Source organism: Nostoc sp., from assembly GCF_036917575.1.
Classification (GTDB): Bacteria; Cyanobacteriota; Cyanobacteriia; order Cyanobacteriales; family Nostocaceae; genus Nostoc.
On sequence record NZ_JBALDC010000037.1, the window covers coordinates 1 to 13,380 of the forward strand.

Consider the following 13,380-nt stretch of genomic DNA (forward strand, 5'->3'; position numbering starts at 1 on the left):
GCAGGAGGCAGGAGGCAGGAGGCAGGAGGCAGGAGGCAGGAGGCAGGAGGCAGGAGGCAGGAGGCAGGAGGCAGGAGGCAGGAGGCAGGAGGCAGAAGGCAGGAGGTAAAACTATTACTATTCCTAGCTTTCACTCTTTTAAAATGTCCTAACCTATGTGACTACGGCTATGTTATCGATAATCTTGACTTTGAATGCTTCCTAAACGAGCAGCATCACGAATATTGTAGTCAGCACGGGTAAAGCGATTTAGCTGCATTTCAAAGAAATCACGGTTGGCTTGTAAATGTTTGGGATTTTGGTCATCTAATGGATATAAAAGTGCAGCTCGCAAGGCTTGAATTACCGCAGAAGTGACACAGTACATTGAGCGTTGAAAACTAACTCCTAATTGAATCAACATATCTTCTTCACCCCGGCAATGTTGGCTGTAATAATCAACAAGATAGGGTGGTAAAAAATGCAGCATATCTTGCATTAACAATGTCGGTGGAATGCCAGCAGTACCTACTGGAAATACATCAGCGTAAAGAATCCCATAGTGAAAGTCTTTCTGGTCTTCCGGTACTTGACGCGCTTGAGCATTATAAGATTTTGTCCCTCGGAAGGGTACAGTGCGGTAGAAAACTGCTTCTACATAAGGTAATGCAGCTTCGTATAGCCACATGAAACCCTTAGATTTGGGGACAATTTCGTAGCATTCACCACGAATATAAACGTGATGGTAGATGGGACGACCTGCGATCGCAAATATACCATTAACTAAGAAGCTCATCGCCTCTGGGACACTGCTAATCGTACCTTCGTCATAGCGGTCGGACATTTCAAAGAATACTGGGGCCATAACTTCCCAGAATAAGCCCAGATTAGCGTAGTATGACATCTGGCGGCACTGTTCTAAAAACATATCAGGGAACAGCTTGTAAAGTCCCAGCATTACGGGATTGCCTTGGAAGTAAGCTTTAATTGCCCGGTCAGCGTTGGCTTTGTATTCTGCTGAATCTAGGTAAGGGTCAAATTGTCCACCCATTCCTCTGTGCCACAACATCGCCCGCATACAAGCTTCCGCGAATTCCATATTAATGCGATCGTGGAACAAATGATGCAACAACTTTGGCATTTTAAAAGTTTCACCATTTTCAATAAATGCCAAAAGTTCTGGATGTGCAGAAGCTTCGCCGCGCCAAATTCTTAAATCGGCATCATCGCCAGCGTAATGATTATGCAGTTCTAAATACTCTTTGGGTAGGAAGTATTTAAAGAAAGAAAGCGGGTTTAAAAATTCGCGTTCAGCAATATAAAGTAGGTCACGCCAGTAAAAATCCATCGGCACAGCATAAGCTTTGTACAAACCGATGATTTGCATCAAATTTTCTGGAGTATCGGGTAACATTGCACCGCCCGCTTCTAGACGGTGAATTACGTCAGCAAATTCGTGATTAGAAGGAGGTAATTTAATTGCTGTTTTAATTGCTGTCATGGTAATGATATTTACTCAATTGCGTAAACTTCTAGCGAATCGAATTCAAAAACTCTGCGCTACTTTGCGTTAAACTTTGCGTTCCTTTGCGTTTAAAAACTCTTAATTCTTTACCACTTCAGAGATAACAGTTTTTTCCAAAGAGGGAATTGCAGCCACCATTGTTGTAGTTGTGGATTCACTCCAACGTACTAACCAAGTGGGTTGTACTCCCAAAAAGATGATAAAAGCTGCCAAAATTAAAGCTGGTATTTTCTCAGACCAAAGAACTTTGGGATAATAGGCCAAGTTTTCCAGTCTGCCAAAACAAGTGCGATTGAGGAGGATAACAAAATAAACTGCGGTTAATCCACTAGCGACTACACACAAAATTGTCGGCAGGGGAAAGGTAGAGAAACTGCCTTGAAAGACGATAAATTCCGCGATGAATCCTGTTAAACCGGGAATACCTGCACTAGCCATACCGCTTAAAACTAGTAAGGCGCTAATTAGAGGTAAACCACGTATGGGACTCATTAAACCATTGAGTTTATCTAACTCACGTGTACCGACTTTGGCTTCTACAACTCCCACTAAGTGAAAAAGAATAGCTAAAATAATGCCGTGGCTGAACATTTGGGCGACTGCACCCACGAGTGCTAAGGGAGTACTAGCAGCACCAGCCAGCAAGATATAGCCCATGTGGCCAACAGAACTGTATGCTACCATGCGCTTGATATCTTTTTGAGCGATCGCAATTACTGCCCCATAGATGGCGCTGAGTGCTCCCCAAATTGCCAAAGTCGGTGCAATAATACTCCAAGCATGGGGAAACATACCCAACCCAAATCGCAGCAATCCATAAGTTCCTAGCTTTGCTAACACGCCACCGAGAAGAATGGCAATTGGTGCTGAAGCCTCAACGTAAGCATCAGGTAGCCAAGTATGGAAGGGAACTAAAGGAATTTTAATCCCAAAACCTAAGACTATTCCTGCTAGTAAAAGGATTTGCTTTGTTGTTGACAGATTTTCTGTAGAGACTGCATCAAAAGCAAAATTGGTAGAACCACTCAGCCACACCATACCCAAGAATGTCGCCAGAATTAATGCTCCCGAAACAGCAGTATAAATCAGGAATTTAATCCCAGCATAACCCCGTTTTGCCCCTCCCCAAATGGAAATTAGTAAGTAGAAGGGGATTAATTCTAGTTCGTAGAATAAGAAGAATAGCAGCAAGTTCTCTGCTAAGAAAGCACCTGCAACTCCTCCACTCACTAATAAAATCATCGAGTAAAATAGACGCGGGCGTTCAGTTTCTTGACTACTGCTGTAAATAGCAATCCAGGTGAGCAGACTATTTAACACCAACATCAAGATAGAAAGCCCATCAACACCTAGTTGATAGCTCAAACCAAGGGTTTCATTCCAAGGTAAATACTCTTGAAATTGCATTCTCGGATTGCTGATATCAAATTTTAGCAGAATAAACAGGTTCCATAAAAAAACTATCCCTGAGAAAATTAATGCTATTAAACGAATGCGATATTTAGGAATACTTACAGGTAATACTGCTATGAAAATAGCAGTTAAGATTGGCAGCCAAATCAAAACACTTAACATGGGAGTTTTGTCCTTTGTCCTTTATGACTCAATACGCTTGAGTTAAGAGTATAGTAGGTTGGATTAAGCTATAGCGGAACCCAACAAAGTCTCGATAATATTGGGTTTTATTCCTCAACCAAATTTACGTCTTCGTCCTTTGTCTTTTGTCCCTTATGACTTACTATTAGAGGATGTTTTAAAAGTCATGTATTGATGTATCAAATATTTTTACCCCTCCCTAACCCTCCCTTTTACAAGGGGAGAGAACCAGATTTTTCTTGTTTCCCCCCTTTACAAGGGGGGACTAAGGGGGGTAACAACGCAATTAAAATTACAGCCAATCGCTTTTCAAACAACCTCTTAGCCAATGACTAATGACAAAGAACAAAAAAGCTAACTGACTATACTAATTGCTCCAGTATCTAAATCGTAATAACCACCGACTATTTTCAGCTTTTCTGCTTTGATTAACTCAGATAAAACTGATGATGATTGCAATCTTTTAATTTGCGCCAAAATATTTGCTTTACAAACATTTTCTACCATATCTCCTGATTGACCTTTTGAACTTTCTACACTTGGTTTAATTGCTTCCAGCAAACTTCCAATATTTCCAGGTACTGGAGCACCTTTAATCGCCGCTTGTACTGCACCACATCTTTTATGTCCCATTACCATGATGACTTTGGTGCCTAATATTAAGCTGCCAAATTCTAAGCTACCAACTTGCTGTGTTGTGGCAATATTACCAGCTATCCGGCAAACAAATAAATCTCCAAGTCCTTGGTCAAAAACAATTTCTGAAGGGACTCGTGAATCTGCACAACCGAGAATAGAAGCGAAAGGCTTTTGACCTTTAGCAACTTCGACTAAACGTGAATAGCTTTGGTCAGGATTACGACGTTTTCTTTTGGTAAACCTTTCATTTCCATCTAATAACTCTTGCAGTGCCTTGTCAGGCGTAATATCTTCTACTGGTTTTTTTTCGGCTGCAAGTAAGTTGGAACTAAGTCCGGCTGTCAATACACCTGTACCGATCGCACCTGCACCAAACTTAAGTAAACCTCTTCTAGAAAGATTTATCTGCGGATATTGTCTGCTCATGGAATTCTCCTCACAATATTAAACTGTTAACTTTTAGTCGGATCGCTGCTGCTACCTAAGTGTCGAGATTTGAAAAACAAAATTTAAAAACTGTACTCCCCAAAATGGCCAAGTTACCCACATTCCTAAAAGACTCACTCCTAGAAGAACAGTGAATGCATAAGACTGGGTTTGTCCAGAGGTGCTGTATTTAAGACCTTCGCCACCTAATAGCGAAAATAAACCAACGAAATTAACAATGCCATCAACCACAAAGCGGTCAATCATATCGGCAAGTTTAGAAATTTTGGCAACTCCAAAAATTATCGTCATCCGATAAAGTGTGGGGGTGTAAAAATCGTATGCTATTAAGTCTTGCAAACCTTTCCAAGGCAAACGAATCGGTTTCTGAATATTGCTCAAATAAATCACACCAGTGATACTGCACCCGAAAATACTCGACCAAATTAAAAGTAGTGCGACATCTTTATTGAGGTTTGTCCAATCTGGTAAAAGTGATAAGCTTTGCAACACTAAAGAAAGATGTAGACTGACACCAAGTAAAATCATTGTTGGCAGAATCATCGGCCAGTGGGCTTCAGGCGATCGCTGACTCATTTGTGTCGGTTTACCACCAAAAATTAAAGCGAATTCTCTGGTTAAACTGACGGCTGTCAAAGCATTTACCGCTATCAATACTCCCACTAACCAAGGTTGGGTTTTCTGTAACGCATCTGCTAATTCCAGCATCGCCGAAAAGCTACCCAGGGGTGGAAAACCAATTAACCCCAGACTTCCAACGATAAAGGCAATTCCAGAAATTGGGCGGCGTTTCCACAGTCCACCAAGTTGGGTTACGTCTTGGGTGATGCTATTCCAGATAATTCCGCCAGTACTCATTACCAATAGTGCTGCGGATATGGCATGGGTAAGGACTAACAACAGTGCTACTTCGTCTTGCTGGACTCCCACAGCGATGAATACTAAACCCATATATGCGCTGACAGAATAGGATTGGCAGCGTTTAAGATCGATTTGAGCGATCGCAATTAAAGAAGCACCCACGGCTGTCACCGCACCAATCGTCACCATCGCCGAGGAAGCTATGGGTGACAGGCTTAACACAGGTTGCAATTTAATCAGCACCCATGCACCACTAGCTACTACTACCGAGTTCCGCAAAATCGTACTGGGAACAGGCCCTTCCATCGCTTCATCTAGCCAGAGATGCAGGGGAAATTGGGCACATTTACCCATCGGCCCAGCAATTAAAGCTAAACTTACCAGTGCCATAGTTGTCGGGTTAACGTTAGCAGTAGCCGCCCATTCAGCTAATTCTGTATAATTCCAAGTTCCAGCTAAAGGCCATAATGCCAACACGCCCATCAGCAAGAATAAGTCTCCCACCCGCTTGGTTAAGAAAGCGTCTCTTGCACCCGAAACTACTAACGGCTGACTAAACCATAAGCCAACTAGTAAGTAAGTTCCCAGCGTCAGGACTTCCAAAATTACATAGCTGAAAAACAAGTTATTACACAAAGCAAGGGCACATAATCCCGCTTCAAATAACCCCAATAAAGAATAGAAGCGTCCCCAACCCCAGTCCATTTCCATGTAGCCGATCGCATAAATTTGCGCCAGCAAATTCAAGCCAGTAATCACAACTAAAGCGCCGACACTCACCGAGGATATATCCAAAGCAATTGTCAGGTCTAAACCAGCCGTAGATAACCACGGAATAAATACTTCTTGGGCTGGATAATTCCAAGTAGCTTGTAAGGCGATCGCACTATGTACAAATGCCAAAAATGTCATTACCAAGTTTACATAACCCGCCGGTCTTGGCCCTGTTTTCCGAATGATCCCTGGCGACCAAGGCACGGCTAACAAGCCACCTATTAAGGCATAGCACGGAACTAGCCAAACAGTCTCAAGTAGAAACTGAGCCATCAACTTACCTCAATAATTGTCATTAAAAATTTGTGGTTTGGAGTTAACTGGCGTTGATCCCTGTTAACCTAGCGATGATCTACGACGGGTTATTTAGCGTCGCAGTTCAGCAAATTTATCTTTATTTAATTTTCTTAGAAATAGCTTACCGTTATATTTGTCAAAATGGAATTAATTTATCTAAAGAAATTTGAGATAAGAACTCTAATTATTTCTTATATAATCAACTATTTAAGCAAATAATAATAAGTATTTATTCTTATCTATACATTGATTCAGAGATTAATCAATAGTTATCATTAGTTTTATCAATCGATATAAATAACAAGAGACGCCATTGATTGCGTCTCTACAAATCGACTAAATATAATTTATATTTGGGTGATTTTGTCAACCTGCCAGTGAGAGATAGTAATGGCAGATGGCGAGACAACTTGACTCATGGGTGCGGGTTTCATGTCTCGGTAGTCGAGGAGTTGGACTACGATCAGGTAGGCGATCGCTAAAATGATCGAAATTGCACCTGTAAGAATAGCAATTAATTTTGAACGTTCCATCAGTATTTCCTGTAATGCAAGTTGTTGTGCAGTGTCTATATCCAGATTAATACTTGAGAAACACATCACACACTTGACGATGCGATCGCTAAAATAGCAGAAATCGCACCTGTAAACCGTTATAAAATTTTGAGTAGGAATTAAATTGCAAAACCGCAGATGCCTACTTCACCCATGTGGGTATGCAATACGGTTCGGATAAGATCCCCCCGCCTGCGGCGATCCCCTTAAAAAGGGGGTAAATATCAAAAAAAGCCCCCCTTTTTAAGGGGGGTTGGGGGGATCTTCGAGAGACAAACATGTTAACCGAACCGTATTGTGTAGGTATGAGCTTTCAGCTAGTTACCTAGTTTTGACTCTTGACAAACCGCAAAAATCCTGAACTTGTCACGCATCGAACAGCGGTAAATCATTTAAGTCGCTTTTAATAAAAACGTGTAAAAATGAGCCTTTGAACCTCAAAGTTGACCTTCTGAAGCTCAAAGTTGACCTTCTGAAGCTCAAAGTTGACCTTCTGAGGCTCAACGTTGACCTTTTGAGGCTCGACGATGACCTTCTGAGCCTCGAAGTTGCACCTTTTATCCTCAACATTGACCTTTTGAGGCTCGACGTTGCACCTTTGAAGCTCAACTAACAAATATATCTAACCATTCCTGAATTTACAGGGGTGAGCATGTAGTAAAATTTGCTCACCTCCGTAAAGTGGAACATGGCTTTAGACTTCTCCGGTCAAAATCTCCGAGGACGCAACTTCAAAGGTAGACAAGACCTTGCGGGTGCAAACTTTAGCTATGCCGACATCCGAGGGGCAAACTTCACTAATGCTAATCTGAGAGGGACAAATTTTAGTCATACCAAAGCAGGACTGCAACGCCGATGGGCAATTTTCTTAGTCTTTGTCTCATTATTGTTGTGGGGACTGTCAGGATGTTTATGGTCTGTCAATGGTTATTTGGTGTCACTAATCTTTGATACTTCCAGCTTAGAGAATCAGATTCGCGGCTGGACAGCCCTAGTCGTATTAATTGCCTTTTTCTTCGTCACAATTTGCCAAGGAGCCGTAGCTGGAGCCGGAGCGGTAGCTGTAGCTGGAGCCTTAGCCGTAGCCGTAGCTGTAGCTGGAGCCTTAGCTGGAGCCTTAGCATCAGGCGGAACCAGAGTTGGAACTGGAGCTTTAGCCGGAGCCGGAGCCGGAGCTTTAGCTGTTGCTGTCGCCGCAGCCTTAGCCTTGGCCGGAGCCGAATCTGGAGCCAGAACTTTAGCTGTAGCCGGAGCTTTAGTCTTAACCGTAGTCTTAGCCATAGCGTTAGCCAAAATCGGAACCGTAGCCGGAGCTTTAGCCGTAGCTGGAACGTTAATTAGCATTTATATTAGTTGGCGAGCTATAAAAGGAGATCAAAAGCACTCCTTAATTCGCAATATCGCGATCGCCTTTGCTGCAACAGGAGGTACAAGTTTTTATGGCGCTGACTTAACCAATGCTGATTTCACCCAAGCTACGCTCAAAAGTACAGATTTGCGAAACACTATCCTTATCTGTAGCTGTTGGCATCAAACCAAAATGCTTGACCGTGTTCGTCCTGGTTTGACTTATCTGCAAAACTCACAAGTACGTCAACTGCTGGTTACAGGACAGGGACAGGACAAAAACTTTGACCGTCAAAACCTCCGAGGTATCAACTTAAAAAAAGCTAACCTAGCAGATGCCAGCTTTCTTGGTGCTGATCTCAGTGAAGCCAACTTGCAAGATGCCGATTTGTCAAGAGCAAAGCTGAAGCAAACGCAACTAGACGGCACAGATTTAACAGGTGCAACACTCACCGGCGCGTACATTGAAGATTGGGGAATTACAAATACAACTAAATTGCATGGGGTGAGGTGTGAATATGTCTTCATGCGCTTACCCACTAAAGAAGACCCCGACCCCCTCCGCAAACCTGATAATAATCAAGAGGTATTTGCAGACGGTGACTTTGCCGACTTTATCAAACCAATTTTTGATACCCTCGACCTTTACCATAATCAAGGCGTTGACCCCCGCGCTGTTGCCATAGCCTTCAAAAACCTTGCCAAAAACCATCCCGAAGCCGAGTTAGAAATCGTGGCAATGGAGAAACGCGGTGATGATAAAATCTTGCTCAGAGCCAAAACCGCCCCAGGTAGCGATAAATCTAAGCTGAGTGCAGAATATTTTGATGACTATAATCAACTTAAAGCTTTATCGCAGAGTCAGCAATTATTGCTCATAGAAAAAGATAGTTATATTAGTGATTTAAAAAATATGATTACAACTGCACTTGGACAGCCTAAATCTTATACACAAGGAAATACCATTATGTCAGATATCAGCGGCATCAATATTCAAAATAGCAGTAATGTTAGCGGTATCGCTGGCAATAATTCTATTGCTAATTTAGGAACCATTAGCGGTAACGTGAGTATTGCCCTCAATCAGTTACCTGATGCGCCAGATGGCGAGAAACCAGGAATCAAAGAATTATTGTCGCAGTTGCAAGATGCAATCATACAATCCACATATTTGCCAGAAGAAGACAAAGCCGAAGCGCTAGAACAGGTGAAAGCTTTGGCAGAAGCGGGTAAAAATCCTCAAGAATCCACTAAGCAAAAAACGGCAAAAACTGCAATCACCATGTTGAAAGGGATATTTACAGGCTTACCTGCTGTTGCTTCGTTAGTTGAAGCGGGTAATAAATTATTGCCTGCGATTTCTAAACTATTCGGTTTGGGATAATTTTGCGTGAGTTAGACAAACCTCTCCCTGTCTTGAATTAAAGTTCAACTCTGTCCCTCTCCGACAAGCAAGAGGGACAGATTTTATCTAGTAAAATTTCTTAGAGGTCTTTTTCTTCAACTAATTCAGGACTTACGCAAAAACTCTTTGAATTTTATTTTTACTTTCTCGCAGTATTTACAAGTTAAGTCATTTAGTAGTAATCTTCTAGTGTCATAGGACTTATGCATTGACAGAAATACCAAATATAGATAGTTTGAAAAATCATATCTGTCGTAGAGTTTATCAATGCTAAACCTCTACAACGCGCGTTTATTTACTATCCAAGAATAATTAATCAAAGCTTGAAACAACCTATTTTGGTAAATTCATACCATGATTAGTTTGTACAGTGCATAAGTCCTATGTCAATATTTATCCAAAGTATCTTGATTTGATGAATATGATGAACTTTAAAATCCAAGGCTTTTTCACAACGTTAATAATTGGTACTGTGTCAGCATTGACCATTTCAGATGCTATCTCTCAAAAGGTGAACGCCCAAGCTACGCCTTCTTGTAATAATGCAACCATAAAAGGTAGCTATGGATTTAAAACTACTGGGACGATCATAGGAGCGCCTATAGCTAGCGTTGGTTTAGTTAAGGTTGATGGAAGGGGAAATTTTCAATCAATAGGTGGTGCTAGCGTTGACGGTACTGTACGTACAAACGAAACAGGCTCAGGAACCTATAGTGTTAAACAAGATTGTACGGTGCAGACAGTAATCTCAGATGGTAGTACTTATAGCGGTGTCATTGTTGATGGTGGCAAGGAAATCGTTTTTATCGCAACCGTTCCAGGTACAGTAGTTGTTGAGACTTGGAAAAAAGTGAACTGATTTACTCCATCTGTCCCAACGCTTGGAAATGAATAGACATCTCCAGAAATTAAATATGTGTTATCTAGAACCATTGTAGAGACGTAGCAATGCTACGTCTCTACATTCTTTTTCACTCCTATGTCTAATAAATTATTGCCTGCGATTTTTAAGTTATCGTGAGTTCGACGAACCTCTCCTTGCCTTGAACTAAAGTTCAAGTCTGTCCCTCTCCGACTGCAAACAATAAATCTCCTGCATCACAATATTTCTCATCAGGTAGAACTAAATCTGAATAAAACCAATTATTGCCTCCATTGAGGTTTTGAATTCTAGTAATGGGTGTGCCAGCAGTCAATAGTTCATGTCTTAGGTAAGCTCTATCATTGATTAGCCTTACGCAGTGGCCTAGAGTTGTTTTTATCCATGCCTTTGGTAAATTTCTTACAATGCTAGTCAACTCTTTTCCTCCCAATCTTCAATCTGCAACCCATTCACCCGACCAAATTCTTTTGTATTATGCGTAACCACTATCAAATTATTCGCCATTGCAATAGCTGCAATCTGCACATCATAAGGGCCAATCGGCGTACCACTAGCCGCTAACTCAGCCCGAATTCTCCCTGCTATCCTTGCGGCTTCTGGGTCTAAAGGTATAATAAACTGACTAAAAAAACGTTGCAATATTTCTAAATTTCTCTCCTATTGGGTACTACGATAAGCACCATAGTACAGTTCTAATTGGGTTATTGTAGAAACTAAAATATCTTCTGGTTGTTGGGATGCCAGTCGAATTGTTACCGCAGGACTACTATTATTTATTAAGCGGATACAGACATTAGAATCGAGCAGATAAATCAAAATAGCGGCTCCCTAGTTTCGTATTCTCCCTGTTCTGCCCGTTCTAGCGGTTTTCCTACCCAACCACCAATTACCTCTTCAAAAAACCCAGGCATCCAGCCCCGTTGTTGTGGTGTAACTCTTTGAATTGTTACCGTAACTTCAATTTCTGTATCTGGCATTTCTACTGGGATATCTAAATGTAAAATACCATCTTTACCCACATGCGACCGGATTTTTATACTATCCATCGTATTTTTATCCTAATAAAAGCTTAGTAGCAATAAGTTGGTATCGACAAGATAAGTCACTTAAATATCTTCCGACTCCTCATCATCGTATATTCCTGCCCGCCTTAAAGCATACTCTGATAGTAAGGGCGGATCTCGCCTATGGCTCTCTGTCCATTCCCGAAAAGCTGTTATCCACTCAAGAGCCGTTGCAGTTTTGTAAAATGGTTGCTCCTGTTTTAATTTCATCAACTGCTCAAGCAATGCATATAAATGTGGCTTAACCACTTCAGCAGGAAGCTTAGTTACATTTGCTAACACCTGCACAACGCCTTCTAACTCTTCTCTATGAACCTCTGAGGGTAATGGTAGTATTTGATTATTATTGTTGACCACGCTCGTAGCTCTCCATAAATAATATCGTATCTACTTTCTTCATTCTCAGGTAGTTTTGGAATGTAGAGTTGAATTTTTCCAAAATGTCTTTAACTGAAGAAATTCTTTCCCAATTACCCGGCGACGTTTTAGGAGGATTGCGCCAAGGCGATCGCATCTTAACATCTGTGCGCGAAAACTCCGCACCTGTGCCAACGTTAGTTAAAGAAAGTCAACAGCCTTTAGGCGTTGTAGATTTCGATGTGCTAATCTGCGGTGGCACTTTGGGCATTTTAATTGGTTGCGCCTTGGCGGTGAAGGGGTTGCGCGTGGCGTTGCTGGAACGGGGTATTTTGCGGGGAAGAGAACAAGAGTGGAATATTTCTCGCAAAGAATTAGATGTGTTTGTGGAATTAAAGTTGCTGAGTGAGGAAGAATTAGCAACTGCGATCGCCACTCAATATAACCCAGCGCGAGTTAGTTTTGCTGGCGGTACAGAAGTTTGGGTAGAGGATGTCTTAAATATCGGCGTAGATCCAGTTTATCTGCTAGCTACTTTGAAAACCCGATTTCTCGCCGCCGGGGGAAAGTTGTTAGAAAACACACCCTTTAGCGAAGCGGTGGTTCATCCCGACGGGGTGATGGTAAATAACCAATTCAAAACTCGCTTATTAATCGACGCGATGGGACATTTTTCACCGATCACCCAACAAGCACGCCAAGGCAAAAAACCAGACGCTTTATGCTTGGTTGTGGGAAGTTGCGCCCAAGGTTTTCCAGAAAATAACTCAGGCGATTTATTATTATCATTTACATCTTTGCAAAATCAATGCCAGTACTTCTGGGAAGCCTTTCCAGCCAGGGATGGCAGAACCACTTACTTATTTACCTACATGGATGCACATCCTCAACGCTTGAGTTTAGAAGCTCTATTTGAGGAATATCTGCGTCTTTTACCAGAATATCAGGGAGTGGAATTGAACAAGCTGAAATTTCAACGAGCGCTATTTGGTTTCTTTCCCACCTATCGCCAAAGTCCCCTAAAAACCCCTTGGAATCGCATTCTACCAGCCGGAGATAGCAGTGGTAGTCAATCTCCCTTGAGTTTTGGTGGTTTTGGGGCGATGGTGCGTCACTTAAAGCGTTTAACTTATGGCATTGACGAAGCGCTAGAAACAGAACAATTATCTGCAAAAGCGTTAACACTGCTGCAACCTTATCAGCCAAGTTTAACTGTTACCTGGTTGTTTCAAAGGGCGATGAGTGTTGGTGTAAACCAGAAAATTGCTCCAGAGCAAATTAACCAATTACTCTCAGCAGTATTTCAAGAAATGCAACAGTTGGGTACGCCAGTGTTAAAACCATTTTTACAAGATATAGTGCAATTTTCGGCACTAACGCAAACATTGTTAAAAACTGGTTTAGATCATCCTTTATTAGTTGTCAAGATAATTCCGCAAGTAGGTTTGGCAAGTTTGTTAGATTGGATGCTACATTACAGTAACTTAGGTGTATACACTACCTTACTTGCGTTAAGTCCAATGCTAGAAACATGGATTAAGAATCAACCGAACGAACAACAATATTACTGGCATCGTTTGATTGATGCTTGGAAGTATGGTTCTGGCGGTGATTACTCAGATGAAACTTAGAATAATATCGGTGTGAGGATA

Annotated in this window: 12 protein-coding genes and 1 pseudogene; 4 read left to right on the forward strand and 9 right to left on the reverse strand. The window is 41.7% G+C overall.

Annotation, left to right across the window (positions count from 1 at the left end):
• Positions 1–172: 172 nt before the first annotated feature.
• The 5 genes from V7K79_RS08070 to V7K79_RS08090 all read right to left on the reverse strand — a co-directional run bounded on the left by V7K79_RS08070 (position 173) and on the right by V7K79_RS08090 (position 6,651).
• Positions 173–1,480: a CO2 hydration protein gene (locus V7K79_RS08070; RefSeq protein WP_335046387.1), complete on the reverse strand. Its 1,308-nt coding sequence runs from the start codon at positions 1,478–1,480 to the stop codon at positions 173–175.
• 102 nt (positions 1,481–1,582) lie between these two features.
• Positions 1,583–3,079: an NADH-quinone oxidoreductase subunit M gene (locus V7K79_RS08075; RefSeq protein WP_335046389.1), complete on the reverse strand. Its 1,497-nt coding sequence runs from the start codon at positions 3,077–3,079 to the stop codon at positions 1,583–1,585.
• Between the two features lie 375 nt (positions 3,080–3,454).
• Positions 3,455–4,165 carry a carbonic anhydrase gene (locus V7K79_RS08080; protein ID WP_335046391.1) on the reverse strand — a complete coding sequence of 237 codons (711 nt, stop codon included), beginning with the start codon at positions 4,163–4,165 and terminating at the stop codon, positions 3,455–3,457.
• Between the two features lie 51 nt (positions 4,166–4,216).
• Positions 4,217–6,094: an NAD(P)H-quinone oxidoreductase subunit F gene (locus V7K79_RS08085; RefSeq protein WP_335046393.1), complete on the reverse strand. Its 1,878-nt coding sequence runs from the start codon at positions 6,092–6,094 to the stop codon at positions 4,217–4,219.
• 371 nt (positions 6,095–6,465) lie between these two features.
• Positions 6,466–6,651, reverse strand: a complete 186-nt coding sequence (locus V7K79_RS08090; protein ID WP_335046395.1) for a hypothetical protein — start codon at positions 6,649–6,651, stop codon at positions 6,466–6,468.
• 451 nt (positions 6,652–7,102) lie between these two features.
• Here V7K79_RS08090 and V7K79_RS08095 point away from each other — a divergent pair, with 451 nt between their 5' ends.
• The 3 genes from V7K79_RS08095 to V7K79_RS08105 all read left to right on the forward strand — a co-directional run bounded on the left by V7K79_RS08095 (position 7,103) and on the right by V7K79_RS08105 (position 10,283).
• Positions 7,103–7,285, forward strand: coding sequence for a hypothetical protein (locus V7K79_RS08095; RefSeq protein ID WP_335046396.1), 183 nt, complete (start codon positions 7,103–7,105; stop codon positions 7,283–7,285).
• A gap of 75 nt (positions 7,286–7,360) precedes the next feature.
• Entirely contained in the window at positions 7,361–9,403 is a 2,043-nt protein-coding gene (locus V7K79_RS08100) for a pentapeptide repeat-containing protein (protein ID WP_335046398.1), read from the forward strand.
• A gap of 502 nt (positions 9,404–9,905) precedes the next feature.
• The gene (locus V7K79_RS08105) at positions 9,906–10,283 is read left to right on the forward strand and encodes a hypothetical protein (protein WP_335046400.1); all 378 of its coding nucleotides are present in this window, start codon (positions 9,906–9,908) and stop codon (positions 10,281–10,283) included.
• A gap of 196 nt (positions 10,284–10,479) precedes the next feature.
• On the opposite strand, the gene V7K79_RS08110 is transcribed toward V7K79_RS08105, so the two are convergent.
• The 4 genes and pseudogenes from V7K79_RS08110 to V7K79_RS08125 form a co-directional block, all read right to left on the reverse strand.
• Entirely contained in the window at positions 10,480–10,722 is a 243-nt protein-coding gene (locus V7K79_RS08110) for a hypothetical protein (protein WP_335046403.1), read from the reverse strand.
• Positions 10,719–11,123, reverse strand: a pseudogene (gene vapC / locus V7K79_RS08115) (type II toxin-antitoxin system tRNA(fMet)-specific endonuclease VapC). Before vapC ends, V7K79_RS08110 begins: the two are co-directional and overlap by 4 nt.
• Positions 11,120–11,353, reverse strand: a complete 234-nt coding sequence (locus V7K79_RS08120; RefSeq protein WP_322691308.1) for a hypothetical protein — start codon at positions 11,351–11,353, stop codon at positions 11,120–11,122. Before V7K79_RS08120 ends, vapC begins: the two are co-directional and overlap by 4 nt.
• Positions 11,354–11,413: 60 nt before the next feature.
• Positions 11,414–11,728, reverse strand: coding sequence for a hypothetical protein (locus V7K79_RS08125; protein ID WP_335046406.1), 315 nt, complete (start codon positions 11,726–11,728; stop codon positions 11,414–11,416).
• 83 nt (positions 11,729–11,811) lie between these two features.
• On the opposite strand from V7K79_RS08125, the gene V7K79_RS08130 reads away from it, so the two are divergent.
• Positions 11,812–13,359, forward strand: coding sequence for an FAD-binding oxidoreductase (locus V7K79_RS08130; protein WP_335046409.1), 1,548 nt, complete (start codon positions 11,812–11,814; stop codon positions 13,357–13,359).
• The last annotated feature ends 21 nt before the right edge of the window (positions 13,360–13,380 follow it).

Coding starts and splice junctions, on each gene's coding strand:
- V7K79_RS08085 (WP_335046393.1), bottom strand. CDS start 6,094: ATGGCTCAGTTTCTACTTGAGACTGTTTGGCTAGTTCCGTGCTATGCC.
- V7K79_RS08100 (WP_335046398.1), top strand. CDS start 7,361: ATGGCTTTAGACTTCTCCGGTCAAAATCTCCGAGGACGCAACTTCAAA.
- V7K79_RS08130 (WP_335046409.1), top strand. CDS start 11,812: ATGTCTTTAACTGAAGAAATTCTTTCCCAATTACCCGGCGACGTTTTA.
- V7K79_RS08080 (WP_335046391.1), bottom strand. CDS start 4,165: ATGAGCAGACAATATCCGCAGATAAATCTTTCTAGAAGAGGTTTACTT.
- V7K79_RS08120 (WP_322691308.1), bottom strand. CDS start 11,353: ATGGATAGTATAAAAATCCGGTCGCATGTGGGTAAAGATGGTATTTTA.
- V7K79_RS08075 (WP_335046389.1), bottom strand. CDS start 3,079: ATGTTAAGTGTTTTGATTTGGCTGCCAATCTTAACTGCTATTTTCATA.
- V7K79_RS08070 (WP_335046387.1), bottom strand. CDS start 1,480: ATGACAGCAATTAAAACAGCAATTAAATTACCTCCTTCTAATCACGAA.
- V7K79_RS08090 (WP_335046395.1), bottom strand. CDS start 6,651: ATGGAACGTTCAAAATTAATTGCTATTCTTACAGGTGCAATTTCGATC.